Here is a 17,654-nt window from a genome sequence, read left to right on the forward strand (position 1 = left end):
TTTATAATAGTCCTCTAAGTGCTTCTTGCCACAGTTGGTACAAACTGATAAAGAATGAACTCAAGATGTAGCCCATTACAATACTAAAGAAGCCTACCAACAAACGAACTTTTTTTGTGTTAATAGCGGTCACTTTTAAAACCTTTTCCCATCTCACAAGATCTTTCAAAAGATAAAAACTCAAATAAATAAAGAGCATATGACTACTTAAAGTGAATAATAATTGAACCATTTGACTATTATATCATCTTATCCGCTTGTGCGCTAGTTTTCGATTTTTCTACAGATTAGGGATTGTTTTTAAGATAATCAATCGCATCCTGCAAGGTTTTAACGGGCACGATTTTCATCTCTGTCTTGATTGTTTTAGCAGCTTCTAGGGCTGTTTCATAGTTGCTTTTCGCATTGGGATCTGCTTTTTTCGCTTCCTCGGTGACTGGATTGTCAGGAGCAAAAAAGATGTTGGCTCCCTGACGAGAGGCTGCAACTACTTTTTTGTCAATTCCACCAATATCGCCAACATTTCCATCGCGATCAATGGTTCCCGTACCTGCTACGATACGACCATTACGCAGACCTGGATCTGCTATCTGGGTATAAATAGCTAGACTAAACATGAGACCGGCACTTGGCCCACCGATACCAGCTGTGGAGAAGCGAATCGGAACGTCACTAGTCACTTCCGTACGGTCAATCAAACCAATCCCAATTCCGTTTTTCCCATTTTCAAGAGTGATAATTTTACCTTCAGCAGTCTTGACTCTTCCGTCTTCTTCGTAGGTTACCTTGACTGGATCTCCTAGTTTTTGAGAATTGACATAATCAATCAAGTCCTTGGAACTGTCAAAGGTCTTATCATTAACAGCCGTCACTGTATCCGCAATATTCAAAATACCCTTAAAAGTTGAATTGTCCGTCACGGTCAAGACATAAACTCCTAGGTACTTGAGTTCGATATCCTTGCCTGCCGTCTTCAAACCTTGATATTTGGCCATGTTTTGAGAAGTTTGCATGTAGAACTGATTGATCCGCATAAACTCTGCATCAGTAGAGCCACCCGTTGTCTCCTGAGCGCTTCTAATATCCGTAAATGGAGTCAGCCAAGCATAAACAAGATGCGACAGGGTTGCATGCTGAATACCGACTGTCACAAACTGGTAAGCTCCTGCTTCCGTATCTTCTGTTTCATTGACTTTTAAAACTTGACGAATATCTTCCGCTCCACCTGGAACTTCTATGTAGTAAGGTAAAGGTACTACAAAGGCCAAAAACGTCAATACTAGTGCTAGGATGACATATAAGGGCCATCTAGTTTTTTTCTTCATGTTCTAATTCCTCCACGACACTGTTTGGGACATATTGCTGAATCTCCTGACCAAACTTCAGGAGCTCTCTCATGGCTGACGAGCTGATATAGAGATGCTCTGGGCGACTATATAGGTAGACAGTCTCGATCTCTGGAGCCAGTTGATGATTGTAGTAGTCAAAACTAGCCTCATATTGCAAGTCTGTAGCATTCCGCAAGCCACGGACAAGAGTTTTAGCACCCAGTCTTCTTGCGACATCGACGACTAGTTGGTCATGAGAAGCCAACACCTCTACATTACCTAAATGCGCCACAGCTTTTTCAACTGCTCGTTTGCGATTTTCAACGGGGAGAAAGCCTTGTTTGTGGGGATTGTAGAAAACCCCGACATAGAGCTTATCAAAGAGTTTGCTGGCACGTTCAATGATATCCAGATGTCCATTTGTCATCGGATCAAATGAACCTGTAAATAATCCAATTTTATCTGACATAAACTGTCACCTTACTAATCCCATATATTTTTTCCTTCCAGATGCCTAAGCAGGCGATTTCTTCTGGGAGTTCTACAGACTTATCGGTTTCGCAGACAACCATGACCTCTTGGGAGAAAAGGTTTCTTTCTGCCATTTTTTCGATATCTGCAACGATTTGTTCCTTGGCATAGGGAGGGTCTAAAAAAATGAGATCGAAGGGTCCAGATACCTGCTCCAGAGCTCGTTCCGCATCCATCTTGAGGAATTGAAATTTTCCAACTTCCTTGGTCATCTGGATATTTTCAGTGATGACAGCTTGTGCCTTTCGATCCCGTTCCACTAAGACAGCACTGGACATGCCTCTTGACACAGCTTCAATAGACAGACCGCCACTGCCTGCATAAAGATCCAAGACACGACCACCCTCAAAATAGGGACCTATCATGTTAAAGATAGCTCCTCTCACCTTATCAGATGTCGGCCTAGTCGTCTTGCCTTCTAGCGTCTTGAGGGGACGCCCTCCATAGATTCCTGATACGATTTTCATACCGTTTATTATACCAAATTATAGGCAAAAAGAGAAAGAAAACCGAACCTTGCGGTTCGATTCTCTACAAGATATTTTCGTAAGTATCGCGGACTTCTTGAGGCCAGACACTGGTCTGAACTTCTCCAATGTGTTTCTTACGAAGAAGGAACATGGCCATCCGAGACTGTCCGATACCCCCACCGATTGTCAATGGGAAAAGGCCGTTAAGCAGAGCCTTATGCCATTCCAACTCCAGACGATCTTCGTCTCCTGTAAGGGCAACTTGGCGACGAAGCGTGTCTTCATCTACCCGAATCCCCATTGAGGAAAGTTCAAAGGCACAGCCAAGAGGTTCATTCCAAACCAGGATATCCCCATTCAATCCCTTGTAGCCATTTTCAGACTCTGTTGTCCAATCATCGTAGTCAGGTGCACGACCGTCATGAGGTTTCCCGTCAGGCAACTCGCCACCAATACCAATCAAGAAGACTGCACCAAACTCTTTACAGATTGCGTTTTCACGCTCTTTTGGTGTCAAGTCTGGGTAACGTTCTACCAACTCTTCTGTATGGATAAAGGTGATTTGTTTTGGCAAGATCGATTCGATATCATAGCGAGCTTCTACTGCTAGCTCTGTCAGACGAATAGCCTTGTAAATCTTTTCAACTGTTTCTTTGAGATAAGCGACATTGCGTTGTCCGTTTGGAATCACTTTTTCCCAGTCCCACTGGTCTACATAAACAGAGTGGGTAGCATCAAGTGAATCTTCGTCTGGACGAAGGGCCTTCATGTGAACAAATAGACCCTCACCCTCACCGAAACTAAAACGAGCCAAGGTATGGCGTTTCCATTTAGCAAGTGAATGAACGACCTCATAGGTTTCATCTGGAATTTGCAAGACCTTCACAGTTACTGCATTTTCAACACCTGAAAGGTTATCCTGCATCCCATCGCCGACCCTACTCAAGATAGGACCTTGAACTTCGACAACTTCTAACTTATCTTTCAAATACTGGGTAAAAGTGTTTTTGACAAAGGAAATTTCTTCTTGTTGCTGGATAAAACTTTTCTTCATAAGCTACTCCTCAAAAAATTAATTAAAAGCATTATACACCTATTTCCAAGAAAAGAAAAGGGTAAATAAGAGAAAGTCAGTGCTCTTTGGAACACTGACTCTATAGACTTTTAATCGTTTCGACCAAAAATTCGTAAGATGCTAAGGAAGAGGTTGATAAAGTCTAGATAGATGCTGAGCGCCATTGAAATGACCCAACCTGTCGCTACTTGTCCTCTTGACTGCTCATAAACATAGCGAATCTTTTGGTTATCCCAAGCAATCAAACCTGAGAAGACCAAAACCATGGCAATACTAATCATGTAGTCAAAGAAGCCACTAGCCAAGAAAATATTCACAATCATGGCAATGATGAGGCCAACAAGCGCCGCCATCAGAGCTCGTCCCATTCCACTCAAATCTTTCTTGGTGAAAATCCCGATTGCCGCCATGACAAAGAAAAGAAGGGCACTGGATACAAAGGCTGATAAGACGGTTCCAGGTGTATAGAAGGCTACGACAAAACTAAGCGTAAATCCATTTAAAACAGAATAAACTAAAAATACTGGCAGAGCTGCTGGGCTATTTTTTGCAGCCATGCTACTTGCAACAAAGACCAGACCAAGTTCTGCAAAAGTTGCAATCATCAACCAGAGACGGCCATGCATTAAAAAGTAGATCAATTGGGACTGAAAGACTGTCAACATCAAAGCTGACACCAGAGCTGATAGACCAATCCCAAGCCCCACAAAGGCATAAACCTTAGCGTAAAATTGATTGAGACCTGAACGTTCTTGAATAATTGTTTGATTCATTCTGATTCTCCTTTTTCTATAAATATGTCTTGATTATAACAAAGTTTTTATAAATTAGCTGAAATAAAACATCAAAATGCCTGCGGCAATGGCAACATTGAGACTCTCTGCTCGACCCTTCATGCCAATATGAACCAGCTGGTCAGCACTCTCAGCCATGATAGAACTAATCCCCTGCCCTTCATTTCCCATGACTAAAACAAAATCTTCTAGGGTAGAAAGCTCACGATAGTCCTTGGATTCTTTGGATAAGGTCGTTGCTAGAATGGGCATAGCAGTCTTCTTAGCCTCTTCTACAAAGGAAGCAAGAGACATCCGATAGATGGGCAAGTGAAAATGACTGCCTTGCATGGAACGCAGGGTCTTGAGACTGTATATATCTGCTGACTTGTCTGAGACAATAACCCCTGTAAAACCTGCAGCATCCGCAGTCCGAATCATAGTACCCACATTGCCAGGATCTTGAACGTCTTCTAAAAATAGAAACTTGCCCTGACGAAGATCAGGCAGTCCCACTTCTTCTTTTTGAATAACTGCGACAATGCCCTGAGGAGTTTGCGTATCTGCCAAATCCCGCAAAATCTCCTCTGAAATCCAGACAGTTTGAGGAAAAGCAGCTAACTGATCTCGGTGACTTTCTAGGGCAAAGATTTTCTCAATCGTTACTCCTGCTTGAACAGCTTCTTCGAATAAGTGCCAACCTTCAATCAAATAGGCAGACTTTCGATATTTTTTTTGATGCAATTTCTTGGCATTTTTCACCACAGAATTGGCTTTTGAGGTTATAATAGTCATAGAAACATTATAACACAATTAAAGGGGGTTAGTATGCAAAAGGTTAGAATGATTGCCCAAGGTAGGGTGCAGGGTGTTGGTTTTCGCTGGGGTGTTTATACTCTAGCGCTTGAAATCGGTGGCATCACTGGTCGTGTCTGGAATAACGACGATGGTACAGTGGAAATTCTCGCTCAGACAGACTCCTCTGCTACCATGGCGAAATTTATCCAAGAAATCCGAAAAGGCCCTACACCTTTCTCAAAAGTCACCTATCTGGATGTGCAGATGAGCAACTTTTCATCCTATTCAGACTTCAAAGTCGCAAATTAGGTCTCCAGAACTATTGTATATTTTACAAAAAAACAGTAGAATAGAAAGGTATAATTTTTAAAGAAGGAATGAAAACATTGAAATCTATTAAACGTTTTGCCCTCTCTGCTATGGGAGTGGCTATGCTACTTATCTTGACAGGCTGTGTTTCTGTTGATAAAACGACTGGAGAACCGACTGGATTTATCTGGAACACCATCGGAGCGCCTATGGCAGAGGCCATCAAATACTTTGCTAATGATATGGGACTTGGTTTTGGGATGGGGATTATCATCGTCACCATTATCGTGCGTTTGATTATCTTGCCACTCGGTATCTACCAATCGTGGAAAGCGACGCTTCACTCTGAAAAGATGAACGCCCTCAAACACGTGCTTGAACCACATCAAACACGTCTCAAAGAAGCAACAACTCAAGAAGAAAAACTTAAGGCTCAACAAGCTCTCTTTGCCGCCCAAAAAGAACATGGTATCAGCATGCTAGGAGGCGTCGGATGTTTCCCTATCTTGCTCCAAATGCCTTTCTTCTCTGCTATCTACTTTGCAGCCCAGCACACTGAAGGGGTAGCTAGCTCTACCTTCTTGGGTATCGAACTTGGTTCACCAAGTATGATCCTCGTAGCCTTTGCTGGTGTCCTCTACTATCTCCAATCAATCCTCTCGCTTCATGGCGTAGAAGATGAGATGCAAAGAGAACAGCTCAAGAAAATGATCTACATGAGCCCACTCATGATTGTGGTCTTCTCCCTCTTCTCACCAGCTAGTGTGACGCTTTACTGGGTTGTCGGTGGTTTCATGATGATTCTCCAACAATTTATCGTCAACTATGTCGTTCGTCCAAAACTTCGTCAAAAAGTACGTGAAGAATACGAAAAGAACCCTCCGAAAGTCAGCCCTTCTGCAGGTGCAAGAAAAGATGTGACTCCTAAGCAGGCTCAAGCGATCACGACCAATAAGAAAAAGAAAAACCGCAACTCTGGCAAACAACGATCTAGATAAGACTCAAAAGGCTTAGCTGAAAGGCTAAGTCTTTTTGCATCACAAAAGCCCGATGTTTCCATCAGGCTTCTTTTTATCCATGTACACGTTTCATATAGTCTTGATAACTTTCTGTATCCATCAATTCCTTGGCATTCTTAACACGGTCCGCTGTTGGAGGTTTGACTCCTTCGAGCGAATATGGAATCCCAAGTTCACGCCACTTGAATTCTCCCATAGTGTGATAAGGTAGGATTTCAAATTTGTCAACGTTTTTGAGGGTTTTGACGAATTTACCAAGTTCAATCAAATCCTCATCTCTATCTGTCAATCCCGGAACCAGCACATGGCGAATCCAAACAGGCTTCCCAATATCTGATAGGTACTGGGCACAGGCCAAGATATTTTTATTGGTTTGGCTAGTGACAATCTTGTGCTGTTCTTCGTTGATTTCCTTGATATCCAAGAGAACCAAATCTGTCACAGCCATGAGTTTATTAAACTTTTCGAGATAACGTGGTTTATTACGGAATGGAAGGGCGCAGGTATCCAAGGTACAGTGGATTCCTTTTTCCTTGGCCTTGGTAAAGAGGGCAATCAAGAAATCAATCTGTAAGAGAGCCTCTCCACCACTGACAGTGATTCCTCCCTTGTCTCCCCAGAAACCACGGTAGCGAAGGGCTTCTGTCAAGACATCGTCTACTGTCCGTTCGCGTGATTTATTGGTCTCCATAGCCCATGTATCAGGGTTATGACAGTACTGGCAACGCATGTGACAACCCTGCAAAAAGACAATAAAACGAATCCCAGGACCATCTACCGCCCCAAAACTCTCTGTCGAATGCACCATTCCTGTCACTTGTCCATAGTCAATTGTTTCTTCAGACATATCGTCACCTTCCTTGAAACCGTTTTATAGTTTTATTATATCACGACTTGAGGGAAAAACAAGATTTTTGTCTATTTTTTAGAAAGCAATCTGTTTTTCACTTTCATTTTCATTTTTTTAATGATCGGGTTCAAAATCAAAACCATACAAGGTTGCAAAATAGTCCTCAGGACGCTCTGCACGGCGGATTTGGCGGGCTTTACCTTCTTCGGTATAGAGGATTTCCGCTGAACGCAGTTTGGCATTGTACTGATAACCCATGGAGAATCCATGTGCACCTGTATCATGAATCACCAGCAAATCACCGATTTCTGTATGAGGTAGTTCGCGATTAATGGCAAATTTATCATTGTTTTCACAGAGTGAACCGACCACGTCTACGACCTCAACTGGTCCGTCTGGATGGGTCAGATTGGTGATATGGTGGTAGGCTCCATACATGGCTGGGCGCATGAGGTTGACTGCTGATGCATCCACACCTAGATAGGTACGATAAGTTTTCTTTTTATGGGTGACTGTTGTGACAAGAACCCCGTGCGGTGCCAACATAAAACGGCCCAATTCAGTGAAAATCTTGACCTGCCCAAGACCTGCCGGCGTAAGGACTTCTTCATAAACCTTACGCACCCCCTCACCAATCACAGCAATGTCATTTGGCTCCTGGTCTGGGCGGTAGTTAACACCGATTCCGCCAGAAAGGTTAATAAAGTCCAGCGAAATGCCCAATTTTTCCTTGATTTCCACAGCTAATTCAAAGAGCTGACGGGCCAACTCTGGATAGTAGAGATGGGTCACGGTATTGGATGCTAGGAAGGAATGAATCCCAAAAGTCCTAGCTCCTTTTTCCTTCAAAATCGCAAAGGCTTCAAAAAGCTGGTCCTTGGTCATGCCAAACTTGGCTTCTCCAGGATTGTCCATAATGTCTGTCCCCAGTTCAAAAACACCACCAGGATTGTAACGACAAGAGATGATTTCTGGAATGCCTGCTGCACGCTCCAGATGTTCAATGTCTTCAAAGGCATCCAAGTTAATGGTTGCGCCCAATTCACGCGCATAAGCGTACTCTTGGTCTGGGGTATTGTTAGAAGAGAACATGATCTCAGAACCTGCAAATTCAAGTTTATGACTCATCAAGAGCTCTACATAACTAGAACAGTCCACACCACAACCTTCCTCTTTGAGGATTTTCAAGATGGCTGGGGTTGGAGTGGCCTTGACTGCAAAATATTCTTTAAATCCCTTATTCCAGGAAAAGGCCTGGTTGACTGCTCTTGCTTTTTCACGAATCCCCTTCTCGTCATACAAGTGGAAGGGAGTCGGGAACTCTGCAACAATTGTTTCTAAATCTTCACGGCTGATAAATGGTGTTTTCATAAGCATCCTTCTATTCTGTTTGCAAAGAAAGGCTGGGACAATCGTTCCAACCTTTAGTTCTATCTCTTATTTGTCTTCGTCAAAGATATTTCCAATCTCAACATCGATGGATTGGTTCTTGACATCAATATTGGTTACTTTCAAGAGTGACTTGTAATCAAACTGTTTTTCACGTTCTTCTTGGGCATTGTCTGCAAAGACTGCGACACCAGCCAATTCAGAATCGAACTCACGCAAGAGACTAATCATCCCGTTGACAGTTCCACCACCTTTTAGGAAGTCATCCACAATCAAGACACGACTGCCTGCCTTGAGGCTGCGTTTTGAAAGGAACATTTTCTCAATACGGTCACCGCTTGAACCTGATACATAGTTGACGCTGACCGTTGAACCTTCAGTGATTTTCAAGTCACGTCGCACAATGACAAATGGAACGTTGAGGACATTGGCAACTGCATTTGCGAGTGGCACACCTTTTGTTGCTACTGTCATAACGGCATCGATTTTTTGGTCCATAAAGCTCTTGGCAATGATACGCCCAATATTTTTCAAAATGGCAGGTGTACTGAGCAGATCAGACAGATAGATATAGCCGCCCGGCAAGATACGATCACTTTCTGAAAGTTTGTCACGCAAGTCTGCAATCATTTCTTTAGCTTCATGACTAGAAATTGATGGTGTAAAGATAACGCCACCACCTGCTCCAGTCACAGTCTGAATATGGCCGATTTCGATTTCCTCAAAGGCACGCTTGATAATCACGATATCCTCTGAAATCGATGATTTAGCAGATTCGTACTTTTCTGCAAAGGTGTTGAGACTGGTTAGTTTGTATGGATTATTAATCAAATAGTTGGAAATGACAACCATCCGATCACTTCTTCTTAATTTCATTTTTATTTACCATTCCATTTAATTTTGATATTTTATCCATTATACCATATTCACATAAAAAAACGAACATTATTGCGTAAAAAATGCTCGTTTTTCTTAAATTATTAATCTAAATCTGGTTTATAGAAGGAACGATTGTCCATAGCGAAAATTTTATTGGTCATCTCTCCTTTGTCCACCAAAGCCAGAGCTGTTGACATCATCATCATGCTGGCATCTAGATTGTCAATCATATGGATAATCTCTGCCTCCATAATGCGTGGACGGACTGGACTTCCATACTCTAGCAAGCCATGATGACTGAGGATGACATGGCGCAGTAGCACCACTTCTTCTCTAGTATCATCGATGCCGAGTTCCATGACTGTCTTGGTAATTTCGCTATCGATGAGGGCTATATGGCCGATGAGATTGCCTCGCACTGTGTATTCAGTTTGATCCGGACCACTGAGCTCTAAAACTTTGGCCAAGTCGTGCAGCATAATCCCAGCATAAAGGAGGCTCTTGTTGAGCTGAGGATAGATCTCACTAATGGCATCTGCCAAGCGCACCATGGTTGCTGTATGATAGGCCAAACCCGTTTCAAAGGCATGGTGGTTGGTCTTGGCAGCTGGATAGGAGTAGAATTCCTTATCATACTTGGTGTAGAGACTGCGAACGATACGCTGCCAGACAGGATTTTCAATCTTGAAAATCATCTGCGACATGTAGTCACGGATTTCCTTGACATCAACTGGCGACTTAACCTTGAAATCAGCTGGATCGTTGGGTTCGCCAGGCTGAGGCAGGCGGAGAGTAATTTGATTGACTTGAGGAGTGTTGTTATAAACTTCTCGACGTCCCTGCATGTGGACTACTTTCCCAGCGGTAAAGGCCTCAACGTTATGAGGTTGGGCATCCCAGAGTTTCCCTTCAATCTCGCCACTATCGTCTTGGAAGGTAAAGGCTAGGTAGTTTTTCCCAGCACGCGTCTGTCTCAGGTCAGCTGACTTGATCAGGTAAAAACCTTCAAACAGCTCATCTTTTTTCATGTGACTAATCTTCATATTCTTCCTCATTTTCTTGGAAATGGAGTAGATCAAGCGCAGGCTCACCTTCTGATAACTCAATGTGACGGAGCGTCCGCTCAATAGCTGTGGTGCGACGGTTTAATAATTCATCAATATTGCCAGAGGCATGTTGGAGATGTTTTTGTGCCTTGACCAGAATGCCTCCGAACTTGCCAAACTCGGTCTTGACACTGGCAAGAGTTTTGCTGATATGGTCGGCACTCTTTTGGATATTGAGGGTTTTGAAGCCAACTGATAGGGAATTAAGCAAGGCTGATAGGGTACTTGGACCCGCGACAATAATCTGCTCCTCCCGTCTCAAATCATCAAAGAAGATAGGATTGCGAACAATCTCTGAATAAAGACCTTCTGTCGGAACAAACAAGACTCCAAAATTAGTTGTCCGAGGTGGCGCTATATACTTGCTCTTGATATCCTTGGCGAAACGCTTAACACTGGCTAGGAGTGACTTACGGCAACGTTCGATTTCATCCTTATCACCTGCTTCATAGGCTTCTTCTAAGCGGTAATAATCTGCCAGTGGAAACTTGGAGTCAATTGGCAGGTAGACGGTTTCCTGGTCGCCTTGCCCGGGTAACTTGATGGCATACTCTACTCGCTCGCTAGAGTTTTCAACCGTTGCGTATTCTCGTTCGTACTGGGCTGGCGTCATGATGTCTTCGATGATTTGCCCCAGTTGCAATTCTCCCAGAATTCCTCGCGTTTTGGTTCCTGAGAGAACCTTGTTGAGGGCTCCGACATCACGGGCAACTGTCTGCATTTCTCCCAGGCCACGATTGACAGACTCCAGTTGCTTGGAAACCGTCTCAAAGGAAGCCTGTAAGCGTGTCTGTAAGGTCTTTTCCAACTTTTCCTCGACTGTCTTGCGCATTTGTTCCAAGCGTTGCTCATTTGATTCTTGCAAGGCTTGGAGGCGTTGGTCGGTCTTGTCTCTGGTTTGAAGGAGATTCTCGTTCATCTCCTGTCTAACTTGAGTCAGACCTTGATGCAACTCCATTCGCACTTCTTGCAAACGGTCACTGACAGCCACTTCCAAATCTTTTTGATCTAGCTGGCTGGCTTGCCTGGCTTGTTCAAAACGATAATCCAATTGATCTGAAAGATGATCTGCCTGGTCTTCTAAACTCTTGGTCAGATAGTTCTCCTGCTTGTCCTGCCTTTGCCAAATCAGAAAGAGCCCAGCTAGATTGGCAATTAATAATAGTAATAATACAGTCTCCATCCTACCTCCTGTCCTTACTATGCAGCACGACGACATAGCCATCTGGGCAAGTTACCGAAACTTCCCTATCTATATATTCGTTAGAAGCGTACACTTTTTTAAAGAAAAAATTCTCCTCAGTCAGCTCATACTTGGCACCGAGAATGGTCAACTGGCTATCCCGAACCGGCATAAAGGCTAGATAGTCATAGTCTGAACGGGGCTCTAGCTGACTGGTCCCTTCTGGACAATAGCTAATCACATTTTGCCCATCCTCAATCGCTATCTGGCGCATATAGGGTGCCAACTTGGGATTGCTAGGTAGAAAAACATTGGCCAGCATATGGTCAATTCGACCACCAAGAGCTCCAAAAATAGTCACCTGAGCCTGGGGATTTTGCTCAAAGATGGTTAAGAGAGCCAATTCCAGATCTGTATCATCCTTTTCTGGCTGGGCTTGGATAAAGCGCTGGGCACGCTTTTGAATCAACTGACGTTCGTCTGCAGTCACCGAATCAAAATCTCCAACTGCTAGAGTGAGAGGCAGATCTTCTTCCAAGACCCAAAGCGAGCCTCGATCCACACCGACAAAGCAATCAAAATTTGTCCGATAATGACCGCGATCTCCGCCTGCAAAAACGGCAATCCTAGTCCAATTGTTTTCTGAGAGTTTGCACTCGTTCATTGACATCTCCCTTAAAGACATAAGACCCTGCTACAAAAACGGTCGCTCCAGCTTCTTTGGCTTGAGCAATGGTTTGATCATCAATCCCACCATCGACTTCGATCTCAAAGTTCAAACCTTTTTCCTGACGAAGGGCAACCAACTCACGAACCTTGTCCATGGTTTCAGGCAGAAAAGCTTGACCACCAAAGCCAGGGTTAACCGTCATGACCAAGACTTGGTCAACTAGGTGAAGGACATGCTTAATCGCCTCGACAGGCGTACCAGGATTGATAACAACAGAAGGTTTGACACTAAGAGAGCGAATTTTTTGGAGGGCACCATGGATATGAGGCGTTGCTTCTACATGGATACTGATGATATCTGCCCCTGCACGCGCAAAGTCCTCTAGATGATGCTCAGGATTCGCCACCATCAAGTGGCAATCAAAGACCATCTTGCTATGAGGACGAAGGCTTTCAACCACACCTGCACCAAAACTGATCTGAGGTACAAAGTGACCATCCATGATATCGATATGGGCATATTCAGCCCCAGTTGCTTCTAGACGTTTGATTTCACGTTCAAAGTTGGCATAATCTGCTGCCAGAATTGACGGAGCAATCTTGTATTGAGACATAGGTTTCTCCTTATTTTGGAATTTTTTTGCTGACTTTTTTATAGGTTTCTCTGCGATTTTCAATCTCACTGAGGAATTGCAGGTAGTTGTCAAAACGGAAGGTTGCAATGGTACCCTTTTCGACAGCTGGCTTGACTGCACAGGACGGCTCATGGGTATGGGTACAAGTACGGAATTTACAGTCTCGACTGACACTGACAATCTCTGGAAAGGCCTGATTGAGGTCTTCAGCCGTTGACACTTCATAATCCAGCGATGAAAATCCTGGCGTGTCTGCGATTTTACCCCCATTGAGATTGTAAAAACTCACAGCTCGAGTGGTATGACGACCACGACCAAGACTATCTGAAATTTCTCCTGTTTCAAGATTGAGGTCCGGTGCGATTTTATTGAGAAGGGTTGACTTCCCAACACCTGTCTGCCCCATAAAGACCGTAACCTTGTCTGTCAACAGAGACAAGAGCTCCTCCTTACTAGTCACAAAGTCGTAACCAATAGCACGATAGGTTTGTTGGAAAAAACTTAATTCTTCCCTATCTTCCAGCAAATCCATTTTAGAAATATAGACGATGGGATGGATGCCCTTGTGCTCCAAAAGAACCAAGAAACGATCCAGCAAATTGCTATTAAAATCAGGCTCCTTAGCCGACATGATAACCACAGCTTGGTCAATATTAACAATAGGTGGGCGAACCAGACTGTTTTTCCTTTCGTGAATCGTGAGAATGTAACCTTCTGAATTTTCCTCCGCAGAAAAATCTACCCAATCTCCGACATAAGGCGTGTGCCCTTTTTTACGGAAATTCCCACGCGCGCGTGTCTGGTAAACTTGACCCTCACTCTCCACATAGTAGAAGCCCGCCAAGGCTTTAATGATTTGTCCCTGCATCTTAGAGTCCTTGTCCTTTAAGCGCATCTGAAAGACTAGCAAATTCTTCCAAGCCTAGTGCTTCTCCACGTACACTTGGAGACAAACCTGCTTGATCCAAAGCCTTGGTCAACTTTTCCTTGACGTCATCAGTCTTGCCAAAGTAACCTGTCAGGTTATTCCACAAGGTTTTACGACGATGGGTGAAGCTAGCCTTGGAAACCTTAAAGAAGAAGTTCTCGTCAGTTACTGCTACTGCAGGTTCTGGACGGCGCACCATTTTCAAGATAGCCGAATCCACATTTGGAGCTGGTACAAATACTGTACGAGGCACGATGAAGGCAACCTTGGCTGTCATGTAATACTGAACTGCAATCGACAAACTACCGTAAGCCTTGGTATTTGGCTGAGCAGAAATACGATCTGCCACTTCTTTCTGCATCATGACCACAAACTCACTAAAAGGAATTCCACTCTCGATCAAGTGCATGAGAATAGGCGTTGTGATATAGTAAGGCAAGTTGGCTACTACCTTGATTGGCAGGTCAGGATTTTTAAAATTCTGAATATGCTGCGCCAAATCGACCTTGAGAATGTCCTCGTTGACTACGGTTACATTGTCAAAATCACGCAGGGTATCTGCCAAAATCGGCACCAAACGGTGGTCAATCTCAAAGGCCATAACTTGAGCCGCACGCTCAGCCAAAAATTCTGTCAAGGCACCAATACCTGGCCCGATTTCGATGACATTAACCTGATCATCAATTTTAGCTGTATCCACGATTTTTTGAAGGATATTGGTATCCGTCAGGAAATTTTGCCCGAAGGACTTTTTAAAGGTAAAACCGTGACGCTCCAGCACTGCCTTGGTCACGCTATAATCTGCAATTCTCATTTATTCTCTTTTCTAATATAGTAAGCTTCTGGAGTATAATGATAGAGCAAAACAAATAAGGGTGTTCCATCAAATCCTTCCACCATTTCTTTTAGGAGTGCATCTGGATGAATGATTTCTCGTGTTTTGGTGAAATAAACTCCGTGTTCCCCGTTTCTATTACGAAGTTCCCAGGCAACATTATTCCCTTGGACAGAAGGTAGGTAACATTCCATTTCTAGAAAATCAAAAAAATCTTTCACCGTCATGTCTTCCGGAACTTCAAATTCTACCTCATGAGGTAATACATCATCACCCATACAGACAGAATCTCTATCAACTCGGATTTTCATTTTGCTCTCTCCTTATAAGTTTCTATTTGAACGCTATCAAAATAAATCTAAGTACCTCTATTGTAACACATTCTCCATGCATTTTGAGGTCTGCTCAACTATTATCATAAGATTTCATAACCTCTTCCACTTCTGCCAAGGTCACTCCAAACAGATTTAGATATCTGAATTTCCTTCCACTATTGAAGCAGCCCATGAAATTTATTTTTCTCATCCTTTATGGATTGTCTCTTGAAAAAGTCAGGTGCTCAAGCAAAGAATAGAGTTTTTCTTGCTCCTCTTCTTCGTAAGCAGATACATTTGCTTTTACTTCCCTGCATTTCTCGTCATACAAAAATCCTTCATAGAGTTCTTCTGTAGATAAGACCGTGTAAACTTTGGCCATTTCTTCAGGGCTAATCGAAAATTTTGACTTAATTTTATACAGATTTTTCATAAAAGTGTTGAGGTGATTGTAGCGGCTCATATCTACTTTGACATTGGTCACACGAATTGCGTGAATTTTGATGCCTTCCCAATGTTCTCGCATATAAAGTGACAGCATCAACAAGGCCAGTTTATTTTGATAATAGGTCTTGGCAGGACTGTAACATTTTTGACCAGCTAAATTTTCAAAATCAAGTTTCATGAAAGGATAGAGTATCAGCCCTTGAGAAGAAATATTAATAATCCGTCCACTCTCTGACTTTTCCAACAAACCTTTCAATAGGAAAGAAAGTAGGAAGGGTGCAACAACATTGGTCGCAAATTGCTTTTCTAAACCATCCTTAGTCAGGATGGGCTTTTTGACTGACAAATCAAAGTCAGCTGCATTGTTAATTAGAACGTCTAGAGAGTCTTCTCTTTGAATATACTGTTCCACTGCTTTCCTGACACTCTTCATATCAGATAGATCAACCAAAATATAATCTACATGTAGATTTCCTGTTTGTTGGCAAATTTTCTCACAGGCTTGCTCGGCAGCTTCTTTCCGTCTACAAAAGAGAGTTACCGACCAGCCCTTTTCAGCTAACTGTTTAGCAGCCTGGTATCCAATACCACTGTTACCACCCGTAATAATTACTTTTTTCATTTCTGACTCCACTAGTCTGAATACTTAGTCATCACTTCTTCCACTTCTGCCATAGTTACTCCAAACAACTCCAACCGCTTGAGGAGTTGCTTACCATTGGAATAGCCGATGCGGAGGGTTTCCCCCAGATATTCTCGGCGCTTACGACTGTCTGCTCCCGCTAGGAAACCAAGGCGAATCAAGTCGCTGCGACTGATGTCAAACTCGTTCTCGTTTTGAAACTGCTCTGTCACCTGAGCCAGCGCTGTTTTCAAGTCCTCATAGCTAGCATGTTCGATTCCCAGAGAACGTCCCTTGGTCTTGGACTTGGGAACCGCTTCATCTCGTTTGAGAAAGGCATGCTGAACTGTCGGAAGGGCCGTCATAATCATGCGACGAATGCGCTCACCGTTAAAGTCAGGATCTGTAAAGACAATGACTCCATGCAGTTCATGCAGGCGCTGAATGCGTTCTATATCCTGATCATTGATTGCCGATCCTCGTGTCTCATAGGTCTCTACGTCAAAATAACGTTTGAGATTGGCCGTATCATCGCGACCTTCGACTACGATGACTTGGGAAATTTTTTCTTTCATGATTATTTTTCCAACCCAAAAATACGCTCTGCATTGGCACTTGTCACAGTAGCTAATTCTTCTGCCGTCATCCCACGCAAGTCGGCGATAAAGTCCACCACATAGCGTGTATAGGCTGTTTTGTTTTCTCGGCCACGTTTGGGAACAGGTGCCAGATAAGGCGCATCTGTCTCGACGAGGATTTTGTCCAAAGGCAAGTTCTGCGCAGCCTCCTGAATATCCGTCGCTTTCTTAAAGGTCACCACTCCTGAGAAAGAAATGGTCATGCCAAGCTCGACAAACTTCTCAGCCCACTCAAGAGAGCCTGAAAATGAGTGCATAATCCCACCACGAGGACCAACACCTTCGCTCTTGATGATCTCATAGGTATCTTCTAACGCATCACGGGTATGGACCACAAAAGGCAAATTCAAGTCCTTAGACAGCTGAATCTGACGACGAAAAACCTGTTCCTGCACTTCCTTAGGTGCTGTCATCCAATGGTAGTCCAGGCCAATCTCACCCAAGGCAACAACCTTGGGATGTTTTAGCTTTTTAAGCAAGTAAGCTTCGACCTCGTTTGTGTAAGTCCCTGCTTCCGTTGGATGCCAGCCAATAGTTGCGTAGAGTTGCTCATACTCATCTGCCAACTCTAGGGCCCGTTCAATGGTCGGCTTGTCAAAACCAACAATGTTCATCCGAGTTACGCCCATCTCAGCAGCCAAGGCGATTTCTTCTGCCTCACGTCCTGCAAATTCCTCTACATTTAAATGTGTGTGCGTATCAAAAATCATCTCTTCTAACCTCATTTTCTTCCATCTATTATACCAAAAATAGCATTCCTCGGCTTGTAAAAATATTCTAATACCAATCATTCTCCCTTGACTGCCTTTTTTCAAAGCAGTATAATAACACTTATTGAAATTTTCAGCAAAGGAAA

General features: G+C 43.4%; 22 protein-coding genes. 2 read left to right on the top strand and 20 right to left on the bottom strand.

The genetic code is table 11. The features are described 5' to 3' along the window. Position 1: 1 nt before the first annotated feature. From D8801_RS03150 to D8801_RS03180, 7 genes are all read right to left on the bottom strand, one after another. A complete protein-coding gene (locus D8801_RS03150; protein WP_080980999.1) occupies positions 2-232 on the bottom strand; it encodes a DUF1146 family protein in 231 nt (76 codons plus the stop codon). 55 nt (positions 233-287) lie between these two features. Beyond that, positions 288-1,325: a SepM family pheromone-processing serine protease gene (locus tag D8801_RS03155; protein WP_061418156.1), complete on the bottom strand. Its 1,038-nt coding sequence runs from the start codon at positions 1,323-1,325 to the stop codon at positions 288-290. Continuing rightward, on the bottom strand, positions 1,309-1,797 hold the full coding sequence (coaD, locus tag D8801_RS03160; RefSeq protein ID WP_125847808.1) for a pantetheine-phosphate adenylyltransferase: 489 nt from the start codon (positions 1,795-1,797) through the stop codon (positions 1,309-1,311). The genes D8801_RS03155 and coaD overlap by 17 nt, the downstream gene beginning before the upstream one ends. Beyond that, positions 1,787-2,326, bottom strand: coding sequence for a 16S rRNA (guanine(966)-N(2))-methyltransferase RsmD (gene rsmD / locus D8801_RS03165; protein WP_125847810.1), 540 nt, complete (start codon positions 2,324-2,326; stop codon positions 1,787-1,789). The genes coaD and rsmD overlap by 11 nt, the downstream gene beginning before the upstream one ends. Positions 2,327-2,390: 64 nt before the next feature. Continuing rightward, positions 2,391-3,383, bottom strand: a complete 993-nt coding sequence (gene asnA / locus D8801_RS03170) for an aspartate--ammonia ligase (RefSeq protein WP_125847812.1) — start codon at positions 3,381-3,383, stop codon at positions 2,391-2,393. 110 nt (positions 3,384-3,493) lie between these two features. After that, positions 3,494-4,177 carry a Bax inhibitor-1/YccA family protein gene (locus D8801_RS03175; protein ID WP_001076868.1) on the bottom strand — a complete coding sequence of 228 codons (684 nt, stop codon included), beginning with the start codon at positions 4,175-4,177 and terminating at the stop codon, positions 3,494-3,496. A 54-nt stretch (positions 4,178-4,231) separates the two neighbouring features. Further along, positions 4,232-4,972, bottom strand: a complete 741-nt coding sequence (locus D8801_RS03180) for a TrmH family RNA methyltransferase (RefSeq protein WP_125847814.1) — start codon at positions 4,970-4,972, stop codon at positions 4,232-4,234. Between the two features lie 33 nt (positions 4,973-5,005). Between D8801_RS03180 and D8801_RS03185 the strand changes: the two genes are divergently transcribed. Both D8801_RS03185 and yidC read left to right on the top strand, forming a co-directional pair. After that, positions 5,006-5,284, top strand: coding sequence for an acylphosphatase (locus D8801_RS03185; RefSeq protein ID WP_038804579.1), 279 nt, complete (start codon positions 5,006-5,008; stop codon positions 5,282-5,284). A gap of 77 nt (positions 5,285-5,361) precedes the next feature. Then, positions 5,362-6,282 carry a membrane protein insertase YidC gene (gene yidC, locus D8801_RS03190; RefSeq protein ID WP_125848202.1) on the top strand — a complete coding sequence of 307 codons (921 nt, stop codon included), beginning with the start codon at positions 5,362-5,364 and terminating at the stop codon, positions 6,280-6,282. 73 nt (positions 6,283-6,355) lie between these two features. Here the strand turns inward: yidC and pflA are convergent, their stop codons facing one another. The 13 genes from pflA to D8801_RS03255 all read right to left on the bottom strand — a co-directional run bounded on the left by pflA (position 6,356) and on the right by D8801_RS03255 (position 17,508). Next, entirely contained in the window at positions 6,356-7,150 is a 795-nt protein-coding gene (gene pflA / locus D8801_RS03195) for a pyruvate formate-lyase-activating protein (RefSeq protein ID WP_001288281.1), read from the bottom strand. Between the two features lie 117 nt (positions 7,151-7,267). Then, positions 7,268-8,524 (bottom strand): diaminopimelate decarboxylase, encoded by a 1,257-nt coding sequence (locus D8801_RS03200; protein ID WP_125847816.1) that lies wholly within the window; start codon positions 8,522-8,524, stop codon positions 7,268-7,270. Between the two features lie 66 nt (positions 8,525-8,590). Further along, on the bottom strand, positions 8,591-9,418 hold the full coding sequence (gene purR, locus D8801_RS03205; RefSeq protein WP_002874197.1) for a pur operon repressor: 828 nt from the start codon (positions 9,416-9,418) through the stop codon (positions 8,591-8,593). Between the two features lie 104 nt (positions 9,419-9,522). After that, positions 9,523-10,464 (bottom strand): 3'-5' exoribonuclease YhaM family protein, encoded by a 942-nt coding sequence (locus D8801_RS03210; protein WP_084936802.1) that lies wholly within the window; start codon positions 10,462-10,464, stop codon positions 9,523-9,525. Continuing rightward, positions 10,454-11,710, bottom strand: a complete 1,257-nt coding sequence (locus tag D8801_RS03215) for a DNA recombination protein RmuC (protein ID WP_185758489.1) — start codon at positions 11,708-11,710, stop codon at positions 10,454-10,456. The genes D8801_RS03210 and D8801_RS03215 overlap by 11 nt, the downstream gene beginning before the upstream one ends. A gap of 1 nt (position 11,711) precedes the next feature. Beyond that, positions 11,712-12,374 (bottom strand): thiamine diphosphokinase, encoded by a 663-nt coding sequence (locus tag D8801_RS03220; protein ID WP_125847820.1) that lies wholly within the window; start codon positions 12,372-12,374, stop codon positions 11,712-11,714. Next, positions 12,337-12,993: a ribulose-phosphate 3-epimerase gene (rpe, locus tag D8801_RS03225; protein ID WP_125847822.1), complete on the bottom strand. Its 657-nt coding sequence runs from the start codon at positions 12,991-12,993 to the stop codon at positions 12,337-12,339. The genes D8801_RS03220 and rpe overlap by 38 nt, the downstream gene beginning before the upstream one ends. A gap of 10 nt (positions 12,994-13,003) precedes the next feature. Next, positions 13,004-13,882 carry a ribosome small subunit-dependent GTPase A gene (rsgA, locus tag D8801_RS03230; RefSeq protein ID WP_125847824.1) on the bottom strand — a complete coding sequence of 293 codons (879 nt, stop codon included), beginning with the start codon at positions 13,880-13,882 and terminating at the stop codon, positions 13,004-13,006. 1 nt (position 13,883) lies between these two features. Beyond that, complete coding sequence (gene rsmA, locus D8801_RS03235; protein ID WP_125847826.1) at positions 13,884-14,756, bottom strand: 16S rRNA (adenine(1518)-N(6)/adenine(1519)-N(6))-dimethyltransferase RsmA; 873 nt, start codon at positions 14,754-14,756, stop codon at positions 13,884-13,886. Further along, positions 14,753-15,088 (bottom strand): ubiquitin family protein, encoded by a 336-nt coding sequence (locus tag D8801_RS03240; protein WP_125847828.1) that lies wholly within the window; start codon positions 15,086-15,088, stop codon positions 14,753-14,755. The genes rsmA and D8801_RS03240 overlap by 4 nt, the downstream gene beginning before the upstream one ends. A 217-nt stretch (positions 15,089-15,305) precedes the next feature. Continuing rightward, positions 15,306-16,160: an SDR family NAD(P)-dependent oxidoreductase gene (locus tag D8801_RS03245; RefSeq protein ID WP_125847831.1), complete on the bottom strand. Its 855-nt coding sequence runs from the start codon at positions 16,158-16,160 to the stop codon at positions 15,306-15,308. Between the two features lie 11 nt (positions 16,161-16,171). Next, a complete protein-coding gene (gene rnmV / locus D8801_RS03250; protein WP_125847833.1) occupies positions 16,172-16,735 on the bottom strand; it encodes a ribonuclease M5 in 564 nt (187 codons plus the stop codon). Between the two features lie 2 nt (positions 16,736-16,737). Beyond that, the gene (locus D8801_RS03255) at positions 16,738-17,508 is read right to left on the bottom strand and encodes a TatD family hydrolase (RefSeq protein ID WP_125848204.1); all 771 of its coding nucleotides are present in this window, start codon (positions 17,506-17,508) and stop codon (positions 16,738-16,740) included. Positions 17,509-17,654 lie beyond the last annotated feature (146 nt).

It is taken from the genome of Streptococcus oralis, from assembly GCF_003943415.1.
GTDB classification, from domain to species: Bacteria; Bacillota; Bacilli; order Lactobacillales; family Streptococcaceae; genus Streptococcus; species Streptococcus oralis_BJ.